The organism is Streptomyces sp. NPDC001594, assembly GCF_042893675.1.
In the GTDB taxonomy this organism is placed as follows: Bacteria; Actinomycetota; Actinomycetes; order Streptomycetales; family Streptomycetaceae; genus Streptomyces.
In genome coordinates, this window is record NZ_JBIAVB010000006.1 from 34,430 (window position 1) to 52,121 (window position 17,692).

Sequence of the window (17,692 nt, forward strand, 5' to 3'; positions counted from 1 at the left end):
ACGTGGTGATGGTGGCCCGGCCACCCGCCCCCATGGTGGCAAAGCCGGTCCGGCGCCGTACACAGAGGTGCACGGCGCCGGACGGACGAACTCGGTTCTGCTCAGGCTCAGACGTTGACGCCGAAGTCCTGCGCGATGCCGCGCAGGCCCGAGGCGTAGCCCTGGCCGATGGCACGGAACTTCCACTCCGCGCCGTTGCGGTAGAGCTCGCCGAAGACCATGGCGGTCTCCGTGGAGGCGTCCTCGGAGAGGTCGTAGCGGGCGAGCTCGCTGTTGTCGGCCTGGTTCACCACGCGGATGTACGCGTTGCGGACCTGGCCGAAGCTCTGCTGGCGGCTCTCGGCCTCGTAGATGGAGACCGGGAAGACGATCTTGGCCACGTCGGCCGGGACCCCGGCGAGGTTGACCTTGATCGCCTCGTCGTCGCCCTCGCCCTCGCCGGTCAGGTTGTCACCGGTGTGCTCGACCGAGCCGTCCGGGCTCTTCAGGTTGTTGAAGAACACGAAGTTCGAGTCGGTGGCGACCTTGCCCTGGTCGTTGGTCAGGATCGCGCTGGCGTCGAGGTCGAAGTCGACACCGGTGGTGGTGCGGGCGTCCCAGCCCAGACCGACGATGACCGCCGTCAGGTTGGGCGCGGCCTTGGTCAGCGAGACGTTGCCGCCCTTGCTGAGGCTGACTCCCACGAGTCCTCCATGTATGTGTGTGGGGCGGTGCCCCGCGTGCGTTGCTACCGGATCAACGGTTGGATCCTAGTGACGGGTTCCCGCCCGCAGGCGGTTTTCGTCCGATACCCGTCGGCAAGTCCTCAGAGGCTGTCGAGGGCCTTGATGTACTCGTTCAGGTCACGCGCGTCGGGCAGTCCGTTGACGACGGTCCAGCGGACGACGCCGTCCTTGTCGATGACGAAGGTGCCGCGGACCGCGCAGCCCTTCTCCTCGTCGAAGACGCCGTAGGCGCGCGAGGTCTCGCCGTGCGGCCAGAAGTCGGACAGCAGCGGGTACTCCAGGCCCTCCTGGTCGGCGAAGACGCGCAGGGTCGGCACGGAGTCGTTGGAGACGGCCAGCAGCTGGACGTCGTCGTTCTGGAAGCGGGGCAGCTGGTCGCGCAGCTCGCACAGCTCGCCGGTGCACACGCCGGTGAAGGCGAACGGGTAGAAGAGCAGCACGACGGCCTTCTCCCCCCGGAAGTCGGAGAGCCGCACGGTGGCGCCGTGGTTGTCCTTGAGCTCGAAGTCCGGGGCCTTCTGTCCGACCTCGATCGCCATCTCTCGCATCCCTTCGTTCCTGCCGTCCCGCACGGGGCCGTTCGGGTGAGACCCACCCTAAGGGTGACCGCCCCGGATCGGGCCGCCGGCGGGGCCGTGGCGCGCGCGGCGGGCCGGGAGGGGCCCGGAAGGAGCCGGGAGAGAGTCCGCCGGGAGCCCGGAAACGCGCACACCCCGCCGTCCCCGGGGTGATCCGGGTCGGCGGGGTGTGCGTCCGCTCGGCTGCGGGGCGCGGCTTACTTCTTGGACTTGGCGACCTTCGGCGTCACCAGCTTGGTGGAGGTCCACTCCTTGCCGACGGGCAGGCCCTTCGCCAGCGAGAGGCCGGCGGTCTCGGCGGCCTCGCTGATGTCGCTGGCCTCCACGTAGCCGTCCCGGCCCGTCTTCGGGGTCAGCAGCAGGATCAGTGCGCCGTCCTCGACCATCTCGGTCGCATCGACCAGGGCGTCCGTCAGGTCGCCGTCCTCGTCGCGGAACCACAGCAGCACGGCGTCGGCGACGTCGTCGTAGTCCTCGTCGGCGAGCTCACTGACGAGTGCCTCGACGGTGTCACGGAATTCCTGATCGACGTCCTCGTCGTAGCCGATCTCCTGGACCACCTGTTCGGACTGGAAACCCAGCCGGGCGGCCAGGCTCTCCGCGTGGTCCGCGGTCGCGCTCACGGGGTGCCTCCTGCTCATGTTCGGTGAATGTCTTTCGGCGGCGCGCGTACGCGCAGCATTGGGCGTAGTCCACACGGGCGCGGCGGATCGCGCAAGTACCCGGCCGCCGAGACCGTCGAAACGGTGACGATTGCGGCCGTCTCGCCGCAACTTTCAGGCTTCCCGCGCGGACCACCGGTGATTCATCCCACACCATTCCAGCTCATTCGGCATCGCAGGGGGACTTTCCTACCTGTTTGAGGAACGAACGGCCTTACGAACCCGTTGATCGCCCTGGGCGTAAGGTTGCGATTTGGCCCCGCCGCGTCCCGGACCGGTACGGCCCGCCCGGCGCTCCTTCCCCGCTCCAGGTGTTACCCAGTGGTAGAGGTGAAGATTCCGGCTGGGCGTAAGACCATGGGAGGCGGCGACCCAAGGCACGACTCCCCTGACAGCGAAGGAACAGCGTGGCTTCCGCATCCGATCGCAATCCGATCATCATTGGCGGCCTGCCGAGCCAGGTCCCGGACTTCGACCCGGAGGAGACCAAGGAGTGGCTCGACTCCCTGGACGCCGCCGTCGACGAGCGGGGCCGCGAGCGCGCCCGCTACCTGATGCTGCGACTGATCGAGCGGGCCCGCGAGAGGCGCGTGGCCGTCCCCGAGATGCGCTCCACGGACTACGTCAACACCATCGCCACGAAGGACGAGCCCTTCTTCCCCGGCAACGAGGAGATCGAGCGCAAGGTCCTCAACGCCACCCGCTGGAACGCGGCCGTCATGGTCTCGCGCGCCCAGCGCCCCGGCATCGGCGTCGGCGGCCACATCGCGACCTTCGCCTCCTCCGCCTCCCTCTACGACGTGGGCTTCAACCACTTCTTCCGGGGCAAGGACGAGGGCGACGGCGGCGACCAGATCTTCTTCCAGGGCCACGCCTCGCCCGGCATCTACGCCCGCGCCTACCTCCTGGACCGGCTCACCGAGCAGCAGCTCGACGCGTTCCGCCAGGAGAAGTCGAAGGCCCCGTACGGCCTGTCGAGCTACCCGCACCCGCGGCTGATGCCGGACTTCTGGGAGTTCCCGACCGTCTCGATGGGCCTCGGCCCGCTCGGCGCGATCTACCAGGCCCGGATGAACCGGTACATGGAGGCGCGCGGGATCGCCGACACCTCCAAGTCCCACGTTTGGGCGTACCTCGGTGACGGCGAGATGGACGAGCCGGAGTCGCTCGGCCAGCTCTCGATCGCGGCCCGCGAGGGCCTGGACAACCTGACCTTCGTCGTCAACTGCAACCTCCAGCGCCTCGACGGCCCGGTGCGCGGCAACGGCAAGATCATCCAGGAGCTGGAGTCGATCTTCCGCGGCGCCGGCTGGAACGTCATCAAGCTGATCTGGGACCGCTCCTGGGACCCGCTGCTGGCCCAGGACCGCGACGGCATCCTGGTCAACAAGATGAACTCCACCCCCGACGGGCAGTTCCAGACGTACGCCACCGAGTCGGGCGCGTACATCCGCGAGCACTTCTTCGGCGGGGACCAGCGGCTGCGCGCGATGGTCGAGAACATGAGCGACCGGCAGATCCAGCACCTGGGCCGCGGCGGCCACGACCACAAGAAGGTCTACGCGGCCTACGCGGCGGCCAAGGCCCACAAGGGCCAGCCGACGGTGATCCTGGCGCAGACGGTCAAGGGCTGGACCCTCGGCCCCAACTTCGAGGGCCGCAACGCCACGCACCAGATGAAGAAGCTGACGGTCGACGACCTCAAGCGCTTCCGCGACCGGCTGCACATCCCGATCACCGACGCGCAGCTGGAGAACGGCGCCCCGCCGTACTACCACCCGGGCCGCAACTCGCCCGAGATCCAGTACATGCACGACCAGCGCAGCGCGCACGGCGGTTACGTGCCCACCCGCGTGGTCCGCGCCAAGCCCCTGGCGCTGCCGGACGACAAGGCGTACGCGGCGGCCAAGAAGGGCTCGGGCCACCAGTCGATCGCCACCACGATGGCCTTCGTCCGCATCCTGAAGGACCTGATGCGGGACAAGGAGATCGGCAAGCGCTTCGTGCTGATCGCGCCCGACGAGTACCGCACCTTCGGTATGGACGCCTTCTTCCCGAGCGCCAAGATCTACAACCCGCTGGGCCAGCAGTACGAGGCGGTCGACCGCGACCTGCTCCTGGCGTACAAGGAGTCCCCGACCGGCCAGATGCTGCACGACGGCATCTCGGAGGCCGGCTGCACGGCCTCGCTGATCGCCGCCGGTTCGGCGTACGCGACGCACGGCGAGCCGCTGATCCCGGTGTACGTCTTCTACTCGATGTTCGGTTTCCAGCGCACGGGTGACCAGTTCTGGCAGATGGCCGACCAGCTGGCGCGCGGTTTCGTCCTGGGCGCGACCGCCGGCCGGACCACCCTGACGGGTGAGGGCCTGCAGCACGCCGACGGTCACTCCCAGCTGCTGGCGTCGACCAACCCGGGCTGCGTGGCGTACGACCCGGCCTACGGCTACGAGATCGCGCACATCGTCAAGGACGGCCTGCGGCGCATGTACGGCCCGACCGAGACGAACGAGCCCGGCGAGGACGTCTTCTACTACCTGACGGTCTACAACGAGCCGATCCAGCACCCGGCCGAGCCGGCCGACGTGGACGTCGAGGGCATCCTCAAGGGCATCCACCGCATCTCGCAGGGCACCTCGGGCGCCGTCGGGGCCCAGATCATGGCCTCGGGCGTGGCGGTGCCGTGGGCGCTGGAGGCGCAGCGGATCCTCGCCGAGGAGTGGAACGTCCGGGCGGACGTCTGGTCGGCGACCTCCTGGAACGAGCTGCGCCGCGAGGCCGTCGCGGTGGAGGAGCACAACCTGCTCCACCCGGAGGAGGAGCAGCGCGTCCCGTACGTGACCCGGAAGCTGTCGGGCGCGGAGGGGCCGTTCGTGGCGGTGTCGGACTGGATGCGCGCGGTGCCGGACCAGATCTCGCGCTGGGTGCCGGGGACGTACACCTCGCTGGGCGCGGACGGGTTCGGCTTCGCCGACACGCGCGGCGCGGCGCGGCGCTTCTTCCACATCGACGCGCAGTCGGTGGTCCTGGCGACGCTCACCGAGCTGGCCCGTGAGGGGAAGATCGACCGGTCGGCGCTGAAGCAGGCCATCGACCGGTACCAGCTGCTGGACGTGGCGGCCGCCGACCCGGGCGCCGCGGGCGGCGACGCGTAACAGCCGCGGCGGGAGGCCCCGGGAGGGTCACTCGTAGGTGGGGGCGCTGGGACACCTGTCCCAGCGCCCCCTTCCGTTGTCCCTACGATGATCCGTATGAAGGAACCCTCCCGCCAGGCGCGGTGGGAGCGCCGTACTCAGGTCCCCCTGCTGGTGCTCGCCGTGGCCTTCGCCGTCGCCTACGCCGTGCCGATCGTCGCGCCGGACGCGGGCGAGGGCGTGCACCGGGCGTGCACCCACGCCGAGTGGGCGGTGTGGGCGGCCTTCGCGGTGGACTACGTGGTGCGGCTGGGGCTGTCGGGGAACCGGAAGGTCTTCGTACGGACGCACTGGCTGGACCTGGCGGCGGTGGTGCTGCCGCTGGTGCAGCCGCTGCGGCTGCTGCGGCTGGTGGCGACCTTGATGCTGGTGGGGCGGCGGGCGCGGATGGCCCCGCAGATCCGGCTGACCACGTACGTGGCGGGCGCCGTGGTGGGGCTGCTGATGTTCGGCTCGCTCGCGGTGCTGAGCGTGGAACGGGACGCGCCCAACGGGAACATCAAGAACCTGGGCGACGCGGTGTGGTGGTCCTTCACCACCATGACCACCGTCGGGTACGGGGACCACTCCCCCACCACCGGGCTGGGCCGGGTCCTGGCGGTGGGGCTGATGCTGTCGGGGATCGCCCTGCTCGGTGTGGTGACCGCCAACATCGCCGCCTGGTTCATCGCCCGGTTCGAGCGCGACGACCAGGTGGAGCGGCTCCAGCTGGCGGCCGTCCGGGAGCTCCAGGAGGAGGTGCGGGCGCTGCGGGCCGAGGTCGCGCGGCTGGGCCACGGATCCCGGTGCGCGATGCCCGCCCAGGCCGCCCAGGGCCCCGAGCCGGCCGCCGGTCAGGCGGGGCCTACCGCTCCCACACCTTGAACGCCCTGACCTGGTAGGGGGACTGGGGCAGCCAGACCCCGTCCCCGGGGTAGGTCTGGAACTCGCCGGTCTCCGCGCACTCGGCCGACTGGTAGGTGGTCACCGGCCGCCCGGTGCGGTTGACGAGGGCCTGGAAGCCCGCCTTGGAAGGCAGTGCGGGCAGGGTGGTGCAGCTGTTGATGTCGAGGGTGCTGAGGTCGTAGGTCTGCCGGGTGCCCTTGAAGTCGGGTTTCGCCCACAGGCACAGCTCCCCCGTGGCACAGGGCGGGGAGGCGGCGTGCGCTCCGGTGGCGGTGGACGGGACGAGGGCGCAGGCGGCCAGGAGGGCGGCGGCGAGGGTGGTGACGCGTGCGGTGCTCCACGTACGCATGACGGGGTCAACTCCTTGTGGACGTACGGGCCCCGGACGGTTTCCGAAGGCTCCGTGGCACCACGCTGACCTGCGGCGACGTGCGGGCGGAAGGGGCTGCGGGCGGGTCCACCCTGATAGGCGACAGCCCCGCCGCACGGCTGCGGCGGGGCTGGGACGGGCGCGGGGTTGACGCGGCCGTAACGGCGGGCGGTGGGGCTCAGATGTGGGCCGCGCCCGCTCCGGCGCCGCCGTTCTCGCCGCGCTTGGTGAAGCAGGCGACGACCGCGGCGAGGACCGCGACCACTCCGGCGCAGGTGAAGGCCGTGCTCATCCCGGACACGAAGGTCTCGTGGGCCACGGAGGAAATGGTCTGGGCGACCGGCTCGGGCACGCCGGGCGGGACCGGGGCGATGCCCACCTGGACGCCCTTCTCGGCGAGTTCCAGCTGCTCGGGGGTGAGCGGGGGCAGGCTCGCCCGCTGCCAGTTGTCCCCGAACGTGTCACTGACCTCGGCCGCCATGACCGCTCCGAGGACCGCCGTGCCGAGGCTGCCGCCCACCTGCATGGCGGCCTGCTGGAGGCCGCCGGCCACGCCGGAGAGCTCCAGCGGGGCGTTGCCGACGATGACCTCGGTGGCTCCGACCATGACGGGCGCGAGGCCCAGGCCCAGCAGGGCGAACCAGAGGGACATGGTCAGGGTGCCGGTGTCCGGGGTCAGGCGGGACATCCCGAAGCAGGCGACGGCCGTGGCCACCATCCCGGCGACGAGGGGGATCCGCGGGCCGACCTTGGTGATGGCGGCGCCGGCCAGCGGCGAGCCGATGATCATCATGCCGGTGAGCGGCAGCAGCCGCAGGCCGCTGTCGACCGGGCTCATCCCGTGCACGTTCTGCAGGTAGAAGGTGACGAAGAACAGCCCGCCCATGAAGGCGAAGGCCATCAGCACCATCAGCACGGTGCCCGCGGACAGGGCCGGCGAGCGGAAGATGCCGAGCGGGATCAGCGGCTCGGCGACCCGGGTCTCCCAGACGGCGAAGAGGACGAAGCACACCAGGGAGGCGAGCAGGAAGAGCACGGTCTTCGCGTCGCCCCAGCCCCACTCGGCGGCCTTGATCAGCGCCCAGATCAGGGAGAACATCGCGGCCGACAGCAGCACGATGCCCGGCAGGTCGAAGGAGCGCGGGGCGTTCTCCGCCCGGTGGTCGAGCAGGATGAACAGGCCGAAGACCAGCGCCACGATGCCGACGGGCACGTTGATGAAGAAGACGGACTGCCAGCTGACGTGCTCCACCAGCAGACCGCCGACGATGGGCCCGGCGGCGGTCGAGGCGCCGATGACCATGCCCCAGATGCCGATGGCCATGTTCAGCTTCTCGGCGGGGAAGGTGGCGCGCAGCAGGCCGAGGGCGGCTGGCATCAGCAGGGCGCCGAAGAGGCCCTGGGCGACGCGGAAGCCGATGACGAGCCCGACCCCGGAGGACAGGCCGATGATCGCCGAGGAGAGCCCGAAGCCGGCGATGCCTATGAGGAAGGTCTGGCGGTGGCCGAAGCGGTCGCCGAGCTTGCCGGCGGTGATCAGGGAGACCGCGAGGGCCAGCAGGTAGCCGTTGGTGATCCACTGCACCTCGGCCAGGCTGGCGCCGAGGTCCTTCTGGATCGCGGGGTTGGCGACGGCGACGATCGTGCCGTCGAGGGTGACCATCATGACGCCGATCGCCACGGCGAACAGCGTGAGCCACGGGTGCCCGCGCAGCCCGGCGCGGACCGGTGACGGACTCGATTCCTTGGCGAGGGTGATCTGACCAGTCATGCGAAACAGGTTAGTGACAGCGACTGACAGTTCACAAACGGCTTAACGCGGCAGTAGCTGTCAGCTCCGTCACAGGTAACCTGACCGCTCACTCAGCGTCAGATGCAGCAGCAGAGAGGACCCCGCGGTGATGACCGACGAGCGGCCCGCCCGGGCGGCGGCCGGACTGCGCGAGCGCAAGAAGCGGCGCACCCGGGACGCGCTGCTGCGCGCGGCGCTGCTCCTGTTCATCTCGCAGGGCTACGAGCACACCACCGTCGACGAGATCACCGAGACGGTCGAGGTCTCCCAGCGCACCTTCTTCCGCTACTTCGCGAACAAGGAGGAGGTGGCCTTCGCCGTCCAGGACCTGGTCGAGTCGCACTTCGTCGCCGCGCTGGCCGCCCGCCCGACCGGCGAGCCCCCGCTGCGGGCCATGCGGGGCGCCGTGCTCGCCGCCTGGGACACCCTCGACGAGGCCCTCTCCGAGGTGGTCCCGGTCGACCTGTACATGCAGGCCTACCGGCTGATCGAGTCCACCCCGGCCCTGCTCGCCGTCCACCTGCGGCGCTCCACCGAGCTGGAGGAGCGGATCGCCCGGCTGGTCGCCGAGCGCGAGGGCCTCGACCTCGACGCCGATCCCCGGCCGCGGATCGCCGTCGCCGCGTTCTGCGGGGTGATGCGGGTCACCGGGCGGCTCTGGGGGCAGGGCGAGGACGTGAGCGTGACCGCGATCCGGCGGATGACGGAGGCCTACCTCGACCAGATCGGCCCCGCCCTGGCCGAGGACTGGCGCGGCCGATCGTCCGGGGCGGGGGGCGGGGGCCCGGAGCATCCGTCGGCGCGTTCCGGCCACCCCGCCGACGACCCCAACAGCCCCTCTCGCGACGGAGCGTGACCGCGCGGGGCAAGGGGTACCCCGGTCGGCCGTGAGTCCGGTCACCCCTGGCACCACTGACTCCAGAGGTCTCCTAGTCTGGCTCCAGTGAACCTGCCCGGCCGCCCCGCCCACCCCGTCGCCGACGCCCCCGTGCGCCCGGCCGCCCTGCGCATGCTGCTCGCGCTCGGCGTCGTCTTCCTCATGCTGGCGACCACCGGCTGGACCGCCGTGCACCGCCCGGACACCGCCGTTCCGGCGCGGGCCGCCGCACTCGCCGCATGGGCCGCCGCGCGGATCGACGGCCGGCCGGTGCCCGCCGCCGACGCCCCCGTACGGACGGTCGCCCGCTTCTTCGCCGGCCTCGACGCCGCCCAGCGGACCCACCTCGCCGACGGCTACCCGCTCGTGGTCGGCAGCCTCGACGGCGTGCCCGCCGCCACCCGCTACCGGGCCAACCACAACGCGCTCACCCAGGCCGCGCGGCTGGAGGAGGCCCGGGGCGAGGACGTCGCCCTCACCCCGGCCGACCGCGCCAACGCCATACGCCGGGCGCACCGCTTCGAGTCCCTCGCCGAGGACGGCCGGCAGATCCTGCTCTTCGACCCCAGCGGCGACGGCCTGGTCGCCGAGGTCTACGGCGACCTCGACAGCGCCCGCCGGGTCTCCGTGATCGTCCCCGGGGTGGACACCGACGCCCTCACCTTCGAACGCAGCCAGCGCCGGCTCACCGCCCCCGCCGGCATGGCGGGGTCCCTGTACGAGGCCGAGCGCGCGGCCGCGCCCGCGGCCCGTACCGCCGTCATCGCCTGGGCCGGCTACGTCGCCCCCGCCGGGGTCGGGGTGGACGCCGCGACCGGCCGGCTCGCCGTGCAGGGCGCCGTGCGGCTGGAGTCCCTCGCCGCGGCGCTGCCCGGGGACGCGAGCGTGGCCCTGTTCTGCCACAGCTACGGCTCGGTGGTGTGCGGGGTCGCCGCCCACGCCCTGCCGCGGCGGGTGACCGACGTCGTGGTGGCGGGCAGCCCCGGCATGCGCGTCGGGAACGCCGCGGAGCTGCGCACCTCCGCGCGGGTGTGGGCCACGCGGGCCGAGGGCGACTGGATCGCCGACGTGCCGCACCTGGAGGTGGGCGGGGTCGGCCACGGCGCGGACCCGGTGTCGCCCGCGTTCGGCGCCCGGCTGCTCTCGGCCGACGGGGCCCACAGCCACACCGGCTATTTCGAGCCAGGCACCGCCTCGCTGGAGAACTTCGCCAAGATCGGAACCGGCGGTTTCGGTTCCGTCGCGTGCGCGAACGGCGGCACCGACTGCCGGGGCGGAATTTCCGGCACGGACGGTAACTGACGGCGGTTGATCCACCGCGAACCCGTAGCAAGTCGAAAAAAACGGCCCGGAGGACGAGGGGGACGCGCGGGGGCGCGTCCCTTTACCATGTGCCGCATGGGTGACGTACTGGCCGGAAATCATGCCGTCTGGGAGTTCGACGCCGACTCGGACTCGGTGCTCATCCGCTTCGCACGGGGGATGCGGACTCCAAGACTCTGGCACGCGCTGGGCGAGCGCCGGATCCCCCTCGAAGCGCTGTCCGGGGTGACGGTGGACACCGTCACGCCCGGAGTCGGGCGCCGGGAGGCCGTGGCGCTGCGCGCCATACCGCGGCCCGGGGCCGATCCGCTGATGGAGGCTGCCGCCGGGCAGCTGAAGGAATCCTGCGATCCGTACCGGCTCGTGCTGCCGGGCGACCGGGCGGAGCAGGCCGTGGCCTTCGCGGAGGCGCTGCGCGAGCGGCTGGGCCCGGGCGGGGACGGGGACGTGACCCCGGCGGAACGATTCCTCGTCGCGGTGCCGCAGCCGCCGCTGACGCTCAAGGCGTACGACGCGCGGGTCGGGTTCGACGGCTCGGCCGTGACGTTGCACTGGTCACGGACGGGCGCGAGCAGTACGAAGTGGCGGGCCGGGGACCAGAGGTACGCGCTGGCCGCGCTGGCCGGGGTGGAGTGGGTCTCCCCCGACCGCCCGGGGGGCGGCTACCTGCGGCTGCGGCCGTGGGACGCCGCCGAGGCCGTCATGGCCCCCGACCACGACCTCGCGGCGGCGGTGTTCGGCGTGGGCTACGGGGCGGTGCACGAGTCACTGCCGTTCGCGGCGGCGGTGCTGGCCGCGCTGCGGGAGCGGGCACCGGTGGGGACGGTGCCCCGGGCCCGGGTGTCGGGGGAGCGGCTGCGGCACCTCAGCGAGCTGCACAGCACCGGGCTGCTGACGGACGCGGAGTACGAAACCCTCCGCGCCCGCTTCACGGCGGGGGCGTAGCCGCCTGCCGGTGCCGGTGGTCCCGCCGCGCGGCGCCGGGGTCAGGCTTCGCGCGCCGCCGACGTGAAGGTCATGTCCGGGTAGCGGGCGCCCGCCACCTGGGAGGCGAGGGGTTCCAGGAGGGCCAGGTCCGCCTCCGTCAGGGTGATCCGGGTCGCGGCCGTGTTCTCCGCGAGGCGCCCCGGCTTCCGGGTCCCCGGGATCGGTACGACCGTCAGCCCGTGCACCGACGCCCGCTGCTGCACCCACGCCAGCGCCACCTGCGCCGCCGTGACCCCGTGCGCGGCGGCGATCTCCCGGACCGGGGCCAGCAGGGCCGCGTTGGTCTTCGCGTTCTCCCCCGTGAAGCGGGGCTGCGCGCGCCGGAAGTCGCCGGCCGACAGCTCGGCGTCCGCGTCCGCGAAGGACCCCGTCAGGAACCCGCGCCCGAGCGGCGAGTACGGCACGAAGGCCACCCCCAGCTCCGCCGCCGCCCCCACCGCGCTGCGCTCCACGTCCCGGCTGAACAGCGACCACTCCGACTGCAGGGCCGCGATCGGATGCACCGCGTGCGCCTCGCGCAGCTCGGGTCCCGTGACCTCGCTGAGCCCCAGGTGACGCACCTTGCCCTCCCGCACCAGCTCGGCCATCGCGCCCACCGACTCGGCGAACGGCACGGCCGGGTCGTGCCGGTGCATGTAGTAGAGGTCGATGACGTCCACGCCCAGCCGCCGCAGGCTCCCCTCGACGGCCTGCCGGACGTACGCGCGGTCGTTGCGGACCCCCCGGTAGGCCGGGTCGTCGCTGCGCTCGATGGCGAACTTCGTGGCCAGGGTGATCTCGTCCCGGTGGGCGGCCACGAACGGCGCCAGGAACTCCTCGTTCGCCCCGCGCCCGTAGACGTCCGCCGTGTCGAAGAGGGTGACCCCGGCGGCCAGCGCCGCGTCCAGGGTCGCGCGGGCCGCCGCCTCGTCGGTGTCCCCGTAGAACTCGCTCATGCCCATGCAGCCGAGGCCCTGGATCCCGACGACCGGGCCCCCCTTGCCCAGCTCGGCGCGTGCGATGGTGGTCTGCTCCGTCATGACTGTGCCTTCCCCGTTCCCGCGTACAGTGCGATCTTGAAGTCCAGGACGTCCAGCGCGTCCGTCAGCTCCGCGACCCGCGCCAGCACCTCCCGGCGCGTGCGCTCCAGGAGCGCCCGGCGCTCGTCGACCGTGTGGTCCCCCTCGCGGACGAGCTCGGCGTACCGGACCATGTCCGCCACCGACATCCCGGTGGCCCGCAGCTTGCCCACGAAGGCCAGCCAGTGGAGATCCTTGTCGCTGAACCGCCGCTGCCCCGAATGGGAGCGGTCCACGTGCGGCATCAGGCCGATCCGCTCGTACCAGCGCAGCGTGTGCTGGGTCAGACCGGTCCGCGCCTCGACCTCGCTGATCGTGTACCGCGTCTCCGTCAGGTTCATGACCTCTACGCTAAAACCCTTGAGTGCACTCCAGGCAAGTGCGCCCAGTAGGCTCGGGCGCATGGAGAGCATGGAGGGCGTCAACCGCCTGGAGAGCCTGCGGGCCCTGGAGAACTGGCCGGTGCCGACCGCCGCGGCGGCCGTGGTGCGCGCCGACGGGAGCCTGGCCGGAGCCCACGGTCCGGTGGACCGCCGTTTCCCGCTGGCTTCGGTCACCAAGCCGCTCGCCGCGTACGCGGTCCTCGTCGCGTACGAGGAGGGGGCGGTCGAACTGGACGAGCCAGCCGGCCCCGAGGGCTCGACGGTCCGTCACCTCCTCGCCCACACCAGCGGACTGGCCTTCGACGAGCACCGCGCGACGGCCCCGCCCGGACAGCGCCGGCTGTACTCCAACGCCGGCTTCGAGGTGCTCGGCGACCACCTCGCGAAGGCCACCGGGATCCCCTTCGCCGACTACCTGCGCGAGGCCGTCTTCGAGCCGCTGGGCATGAACTCCTCGTCCCTGGAGGGCTCCCCCGCCAAGGACGGCGTCTCCACCGTCTCCGACCTGGTGCGCTTCGCCGCCGAACTCCAGGCGCCCCGGCTGCTGGACGTGCGCACCGTCGCCGAGGCCACCGCGGTGGTCCACCCCGGCCTCAAGGGCGTCCTGCCGGGCTACGGGCACCAGTCGCCCAACGACTGGGGGCTCGGCCTGGAGATCCGCGACGGCAAGTCCCCGCACTGGACGGGGCTCACCTCCTCCCCGCGCACCTTCGGGCACTTCGGCCAGTCCGGCACCTTCCTGTGGGTGGACCCCGACGTCCGCGCCGCCTGCGTGGCGCTGACGGACCGCGCCTTCGGCCCCTGGGCGATCGAGGCCTGGACCCCCTTCACCGACGCGGTCCTCGCGGAACTGCGCTCCCGCTAGGGGCGGCCTAGGCCGGCAGTTCCCAGATCAGCAGTTCGCCCGGGGAGCCGGCCGTGACCTCCAGGTCCTTCTCGCCGGTGATCCGGGCCGAGTCCCCGGGCCCGAGCTCCGCCCCGTCGAGCCGCAGGTCCCCGTGGACCACGTGCAGGTAGACCCGCTCCGCGGCCGGTACGGGGAAGCGCTCGCCCGCGCCCGGCCGGCGGACGTGGAGCACCGCGCCGGCCGCCGGGACCTCGTACGGGGTGCCGTCCGCGAGGTTCCGCACGACCTCGTACGAGGGCTCCCCGCCGGCGGCCAGCGGCGCGAGCCACGTCTGCACGAACCGCAGCGGCCGGTCGCCGTCGTTGCGCTCGACGTGCCGGGCCCCGCTGCCGGAACCGAGGCGCTGGACGTCCCCGGGGCGGACGGCGGAGGTGTGGCCGGTGGTGCTGTCGCGGTGGGTGAGTTCGCCCTCGACCACCCAGGTCACGATCTCGGTGTGGCTGTGCGGGTGCTCGTCGAAGCCGGATCCTGGGGCCAGCAGCTCCTCGTTGCAGGCGAGCACCGGGCCGAAGCGGATGTTGTCCGGGTCGTAGAAGGACCCGAACGAGAAGGCGTGCCGGGTGGTGATCCCGGTGAGCGGAGCCCCTCCCGCGTACCGGTCGGCGGCGCGGCGTACATCGATCATGGGTGCCACCGTAGCCGCCCCGCCCGGACCCGGGCCCGGGACCCGAGTCCGCGCCGGGCCGCCGATAAGGCAGTCTTGTCCCGTGCCCCAACCCGAACGTGAGCATTCCCCCGAGACCCGGCCCGCGCATCCGGCCCATCCGCACGCCGCGACGCTGCGCCGGCTGGAGAAGTCCTCCGGCCGGCTCGCCGCCAACGCCATCGCGCGCATGGACGAGTCCCTGCCGTGGTACCGGGCGATGCCGCCGGAGAACCGGTCCTGGATCGGCCTGGTGGCCCAGGCCGGCATCGCCGCGTTCACGGAGTGGTTCCGGCACCCGGAGACCCCGCAGGCCATCTCCACCGACGTGTTCGGCACGGCCCCCCGGGAGCTGACGCGGGCGATCACCCTGCGCCAGACCGTGGAGATGGTCCGGACCACGATCGAGGTGATGGAGGCCGCGATCGACGAGGTGGCGGCCCCCGGCGACGAGTCGACCCTGCGCGAGGCGCTGCTGGTGTACGCCCGGGAGATCGCCTTCGCGACCGCCCAGGTGTACGCGCAGGCCGCCGAGGCCCGCGGGGCGTGGGACGCCCGGCTGGAGTCCCTCGTCGTCAACGCGGTGCTGTCGGGCGAGGCGGACGAGGGCGCCCTGTCCCGCGCGGCGGCGCTCGGCTGGAACTCCCCCGAGCACGTGTGCGTGGTCCTGGGGACCGCTCCGGAGGGGGACAGCGAGCTGACGGTCGAGGCGATCCGCCGCGCGGCCCGCCACCACAAGCTCCAGGTGCTCACCGGGGTGCTGGGCGACCGCCTGGTGGTGATCGCCGGTGGCAGCGACAATCCGCTGCAGGTGGCGAAGTCCCTGATCGGGCCGTTCGCGGCGGGGCCGGTGGTGGCGGGGCCCGTGGTCCCGGACCTGCTGAACGCGACGAAGTCGGCGCAGGCGGCGGCCGCGGGGCTGAAGGCCTGCACGGCCTGGCAGGACGCCCCCCGTCCGGTGCTGGCGGACGATCTCCTGCCCGAGCGCGCGATCGCCTCGGATCCCTCGGCCAGGGAGCAGCTGGTGGAGGAGATCTACAGACCGCTGGAGGAGGCGGGCTCGGCGCTGCTGGAGACGCTGAGCGTCTACCTGGAGCAGGCGAGCAGCCTGGAGGGGGCGGCGCGGATGCTCTTCGTGCACCCCAACACGGTGCGCTACCGGCTCCGACGTGTGACCGACGTCACCGGTTGGTCACCCTCCGATGTCCGGTCGGCCTTCACGCTGCGGATCGCCCTGATCCTCGGGCGTCTGGCCGACGGAGATCAGCAGCCCTAGACTTTTGTCGGACATCAACAATTACCCCGACGGTTCTTCGTCCCTGTCCCCACGGGCGGCGGAGACCACCCACAAGAGAGAGTGTGAGGGTGCTCGTACTCGTCGCTCCCGGCCAAGGCGCTCAGACGCCCGGCTTCCTGACTCCCTGGCTCGAACTCCCCGGCGCCGCCGAACGCGTCGCGGGGTGGTCGGACGCCATCGGGCTGGACCTCGTCCACTACGGCACCAAGGCCGACGAGGACGAGATCCGCGACACGGCGGTGGCCCAGCCCCTGCTGGTCGCGGCCGGCCTGCTGTCCGCTTCCGCGCTGAACACCTCGGCCTTCGGTGCCGTCGCCGGCCACAGCGTCGGTGAGATCACCGCCGCCGCGTACGCCGGTGTGCTGGGCGAGGGCGACGCGCTGTCGTTCGTCCGCAAGCGCGGGCTGGCGATGGCCGAGGCCGCCGCCGTCACCGAGACCGGCATGGCCGCGGTCCTGGGCGGTGACCAGGACGTGGTCGTCGCGCACCTGCAGAACCTGGGCCTGACGCCGGCCAACATCAACGGCGCGGGCCAGATCGTGGCCGCCGGCACGGCGGAGCAGATCGCGGACCTGGTGGCGAACAAGCCCGAGGGCTCGATGAAGGTCGTCGCCCTCAAGGTCGCGGGCGCCTTCCACACGCACCACATGGCGCCCGCCGTCGCCACGCTGGCGGAGGCCGCCCAGGCCCTCGCCCCGGCCGACCCGGCGCTGAAGTACGTGTCCAACAAGGACGGACTCGTGGTCGAGTCGGGCGCCGACGTCGTCGCCCGCCTGGTCGGCCAGGTCGCGAACCCGGTGCGCTGGGACCTGTGCATGGAGACCTTCTCCAAGCTGGGCGTCACCGGAATCGTCGAGCTGAGCCCCGGCGGCACCCTGACGGGTCTGGCCAAGCGCGCGCTCAAGGGCGTGCCGAACGTGGCACTGAAGACGCCGGACGACCTCGACAAGGCCGCGAAGCTCATCGCCGAGCTGACGGCCTGAGAGTAGGAGCCCACACAGCATGTCCAAGATCAAGCCGGCCAAGGGCTCCCCGTACGCCCGCATCCTCGGCGTCGGCGGCTACCGGCCGACCCGGGTGGTGCCCAACGAGGTCATCCTCGAGAAGATCGACTCCTCGGACGAGTGGATCCGCTCGCGCTCCGGCATCGCGACCCGGCACTGGGCCTCGCCCCAGGAGACCGTCGCCGCGATGTCGGTGGAGGCCTCCGGCAAGGCGCTCGCCGACGCCGGGGTCTCCCCCGAGCAGATCGGTGCGGTGATCGTCTCGACGGTCTCGCACTTCAAGCAGACCCCGGCCGTCGCGACCGAGATCGCGCACCGGATCGGCGCCGTCAAGCCCGCCGCCTTCGACATCTCCGCGGGCTGTGCCGGCTTCGGCTACGGCCTGACCCTCGCCAAGGGCATGGTGGTGGAAGGTTCCGCCGAGTACGTCCTGGTCATCGGGGTCGAGCGGCTGTCGGACCTGACGGACCTGGAGGACCGCGCGACGGCCTTCCTGTTCGGCGACGGCGCCGGCGCCGTGGTCGTCGGCCCCTCGGACGAGCCGGCCATCGGCCCCACGGTGTGGGGTTCGGAGGGCGACAAGTCCGAGACCATCAAGCAGACCGTGCCGTGGGACGAGTTCCGCAGCACGGACGCCGCCCAGAAGTTCCCGGCCATCACCCAGGAGGGTCAGGCGGTCTTCCGCTGGGCCGTCTTCGAGATGGCCAAGGTGGCCCAGCAGGCGCTCGACGCGGCCGGGATCACCGCGGATGACCTGGACGTCTTCATCCCGCACCAGGCCAACATGCGGATCATCGACTCGATGGTGAAGACTCTCAAGCTGCCGGAGCACGTCACGGTCGCCCGTGACGTGGAAACCACCGGCAACACGTCGGCCGCCTCGATCCCGCTCGCCATGGAGCGGCTCCTGGCGACCGGAGCGGCGAAGAGCGGCGACACCGCGCTCGTCATCGGCTTCGGGGCGGGGCTCGTCTACGCCGCGACGGTCGTTACCCTCCCCTAGGGCC

Annotated in this window: 17 protein-coding genes; 9 read left to right on the forward strand and 8 right to left on the reverse strand. The window is 72.1% G+C overall.

Going from position 1 to position 17,692, the window contains the following annotated elements; translation table 11 throughout:
* Positions 1-107: 107 nt before the first annotated feature.
* The 3 genes from ACFY0O_RS14040 to ACFY0O_RS14050 form a co-directional block, all read right to left on the reverse strand.
* A complete protein-coding gene (locus ACFY0O_RS14040) occupies positions 108-683 on the reverse strand; it encodes a TerD family protein (protein ID WP_042816748.1) in 576 nt (191 codons plus the stop codon).
* Positions 684-805: 122 nt separating this feature from the next.
* On the reverse strand, positions 806-1,264 hold the full coding sequence (locus ACFY0O_RS14045) for a peroxiredoxin (protein WP_388947263.1): 459 nt from the start codon (positions 1,262-1,264) through the stop codon (positions 806-808).
* A gap of 236 nt (positions 1,265-1,500) precedes the next feature.
* On the reverse strand, positions 1,501-1,926 hold the full coding sequence (locus tag ACFY0O_RS14050) for a DUF3052 domain-containing protein (RefSeq protein ID WP_358896309.1): 426 nt from the start codon (positions 1,924-1,926) through the stop codon (positions 1,501-1,503).
* A 446-nt stretch (positions 1,927-2,372) separates the two neighbouring features.
* Here ACFY0O_RS14050 and aceE point away from each other — a divergent pair, with 446 nt between their 5' ends.
* Both aceE and ACFY0O_RS14060 read left to right on the forward strand, forming a co-directional pair.
* Positions 2,373-5,120 (forward strand): pyruvate dehydrogenase (acetyl-transferring), homodimeric type, encoded by a 2,748-nt coding sequence (gene aceE, locus ACFY0O_RS14055; protein ID WP_388946784.1) that lies wholly within the window; start codon positions 2,373-2,375, stop codon positions 5,118-5,120.
* A gap of 96 nt (positions 5,121-5,216) precedes the next feature.
* Positions 5,217-6,023, forward strand: coding sequence for a potassium channel family protein (locus ACFY0O_RS14060; protein ID WP_358896305.1), 807 nt, complete (start codon positions 5,217-5,219; stop codon positions 6,021-6,023).
* Here the strand turns inward: ACFY0O_RS14060 and ACFY0O_RS14065 are convergent.
* Positions 6,004-6,393: a peptidase inhibitor family I36 protein gene (locus ACFY0O_RS14065; protein WP_388946787.1), complete on the reverse strand. Its 390-nt coding sequence runs from the start codon at positions 6,391-6,393 to the stop codon at positions 6,004-6,006. The two genes, ACFY0O_RS14060 and ACFY0O_RS14065, sit on opposite strands and share 20 nt — an antisense overlap.
* Positions 6,394-6,592: 199 nt before the next feature.
* Positions 6,593-8,185 (reverse strand): MFS transporter, encoded by a 1,593-nt coding sequence (locus ACFY0O_RS14070; protein WP_388946789.1) that lies wholly within the window; start codon positions 8,183-8,185, stop codon positions 6,593-6,595.
* Positions 8,186-8,315: 130 nt separating this feature from the next.
* Between ACFY0O_RS14070 and ACFY0O_RS14075 the strand changes: the two genes are divergently transcribed.
* From ACFY0O_RS14075 to ACFY0O_RS14085, 3 genes are all read left to right on the forward strand, one after another.
* On the forward strand, positions 8,316-9,062 hold the full coding sequence (locus ACFY0O_RS14075) for a TetR family transcriptional regulator (protein ID WP_388946791.1): 747 nt from the start codon (positions 8,316-8,318) through the stop codon (positions 9,060-9,062).
* 153 nt (positions 9,063-9,215) lie between these two features.
* Positions 9,216-10,385 (forward strand): alpha/beta hydrolase, encoded by a 1,170-nt coding sequence (locus ACFY0O_RS14080; RefSeq protein WP_388947264.1) that lies wholly within the window; start codon positions 9,216-9,218, stop codon positions 10,383-10,385.
* A gap of 96 nt (positions 10,386-10,481) precedes the next feature.
* Positions 10,482-11,351, forward strand: coding sequence for a DUF4429 domain-containing protein (locus ACFY0O_RS14085; RefSeq protein ID WP_388946792.1), 870 nt, complete (start codon positions 10,482-10,484; stop codon positions 11,349-11,351).
* 41 nt (positions 11,352-11,392) lie between these two features.
* Here the strand turns inward: ACFY0O_RS14085 and ACFY0O_RS14090 are convergent, their stop codons facing one another.
* Positions 11,393-12,412: an aldo/keto reductase gene (locus ACFY0O_RS14090; RefSeq protein ID WP_388946793.1), complete on the reverse strand. Its 1,020-nt coding sequence runs from the start codon at positions 12,410-12,412 to the stop codon at positions 11,393-11,395.
* Positions 12,409-12,792 (reverse strand): MerR family transcriptional regulator, encoded by a 384-nt coding sequence (locus tag ACFY0O_RS14095; protein ID WP_358896293.1) that lies wholly within the window; start codon positions 12,790-12,792, stop codon positions 12,409-12,411. Before ACFY0O_RS14095 ends, ACFY0O_RS14090 begins: the two co-directional genes overlap by 4 nt.
* An 88-nt stretch (positions 12,793-12,880) precedes the next feature.
* On the opposite strand from ACFY0O_RS14095, the gene ACFY0O_RS14100 reads away from it, so the two are divergent.
* The gene (locus ACFY0O_RS14100; RefSeq protein ID WP_388947265.1) at positions 12,881-13,699 is read left to right on the forward strand and encodes a serine hydrolase domain-containing protein; all 819 of its coding nucleotides are present in this window, start codon (positions 12,881-12,883) and stop codon (positions 13,697-13,699) included.
* Between the two features lie 7 nt (positions 13,700-13,706).
* Here ACFY0O_RS14100 and ACFY0O_RS14105 read toward each other — a convergent pair whose 3' ends face one another.
* Positions 13,707-14,366 carry a pirin family protein gene (locus tag ACFY0O_RS14105; protein ID WP_388946795.1) on the reverse strand — a complete coding sequence of 220 codons (660 nt, stop codon included), beginning with the start codon at positions 14,364-14,366 and terminating at the stop codon, positions 13,707-13,709.
* A gap of 82 nt (positions 14,367-14,448) precedes the next feature.
* Here ACFY0O_RS14105 and ACFY0O_RS14110 point away from each other — a divergent pair, with 82 nt between their 5' ends.
* From ACFY0O_RS14110 to ACFY0O_RS14120, 3 genes are all read left to right on the forward strand, one after another.
* A complete protein-coding gene (locus ACFY0O_RS14110) occupies positions 14,449-15,660 on the forward strand; it encodes a helix-turn-helix domain-containing protein (RefSeq protein WP_358896289.1) in 1,212 nt (403 codons plus the stop codon).
* Positions 15,661-15,749: 89 nt separating this feature from the next.
* On the forward strand, positions 15,750-16,664 hold the full coding sequence (locus ACFY0O_RS14115) for an ACP S-malonyltransferase (protein WP_388946797.1): 915 nt from the start codon (positions 15,750-15,752) through the stop codon (positions 16,662-16,664).
* Positions 16,665-16,683: 19 nt separating this feature from the next.
* Positions 16,684-17,688 carry a ketoacyl-ACP synthase III gene (locus ACFY0O_RS14120; RefSeq protein ID WP_358896285.1) on the forward strand — a complete coding sequence of 335 codons (1,005 nt, stop codon included), beginning with the start codon at positions 16,684-16,686 and terminating at the stop codon, positions 17,686-17,688.
* Positions 17,689-17,692 lie beyond the last annotated feature (4 nt).

Coding starts and splice junctions, on each gene's coding strand:
- ACFY0O_RS14045 (WP_388947263.1), bottom strand. CDS start 1,264: ATGGCGATCGAGGTCGGACAGAAGGCCCCGGACTTCGAGCTCAAGGAC.
- ACFY0O_RS14060 (WP_358896305.1), top strand. CDS start 5,217: ATGAAGGAACCCTCCCGCCAGGCGCGGTGGGAGCGCCGTACTCAGGTC.
- ACFY0O_RS14065 (WP_388946787.1), bottom strand. CDS start 6,393: ATGCGTACGTGGAGCACCGCACGCGTCACCACCCTCGCCGCCGCCCTC.
- ACFY0O_RS14070 (WP_388946789.1), bottom strand. CDS start 8,185: ATGACTGGTCAGATCACCCTCGCCAAGGAATCGAGTCCGTCACCGGTC.
- ACFY0O_RS14075 (WP_388946791.1), top strand. CDS start 8,316: ATGACCGACGAGCGGCCCGCCCGGGCGGCGGCCGGACTGCGCGAGCGC.
- ACFY0O_RS14080 (WP_388947264.1), top strand. CDS start 9,216: ATGCTGCTCGCGCTCGGCGTCGTCTTCCTCATGCTGGCGACCACCGGC.
- ACFY0O_RS14085 (WP_388946792.1), top strand. CDS start 10,482: ATGGGTGACGTACTGGCCGGAAATCATGCCGTCTGGGAGTTCGACGCC.
- ACFY0O_RS14090 (WP_388946793.1), bottom strand. CDS start 12,412: ATGACGGAGCAGACCACCATCGCACGCGCCGAGCTGGGCAAGGGGGGC.
- ACFY0O_RS14095 (WP_358896293.1), bottom strand. CDS start 12,792: ATGAACCTGACGGAGACGCGGTACACGATCAGCGAGGTCGAGGCGCGG.
- ACFY0O_RS14105 (WP_388946795.1), bottom strand. CDS start 14,366: ATGATCGATGTACGCCGCGCCGCCGACCGGTACGCGGGAGGGGCTCCG.
- ACFY0O_RS14120 (WP_358896285.1), top strand. CDS start 16,684: ATGTCCAAGATCAAGCCGGCCAAGGGCTCCCCGTACGCCCGCATCCTC.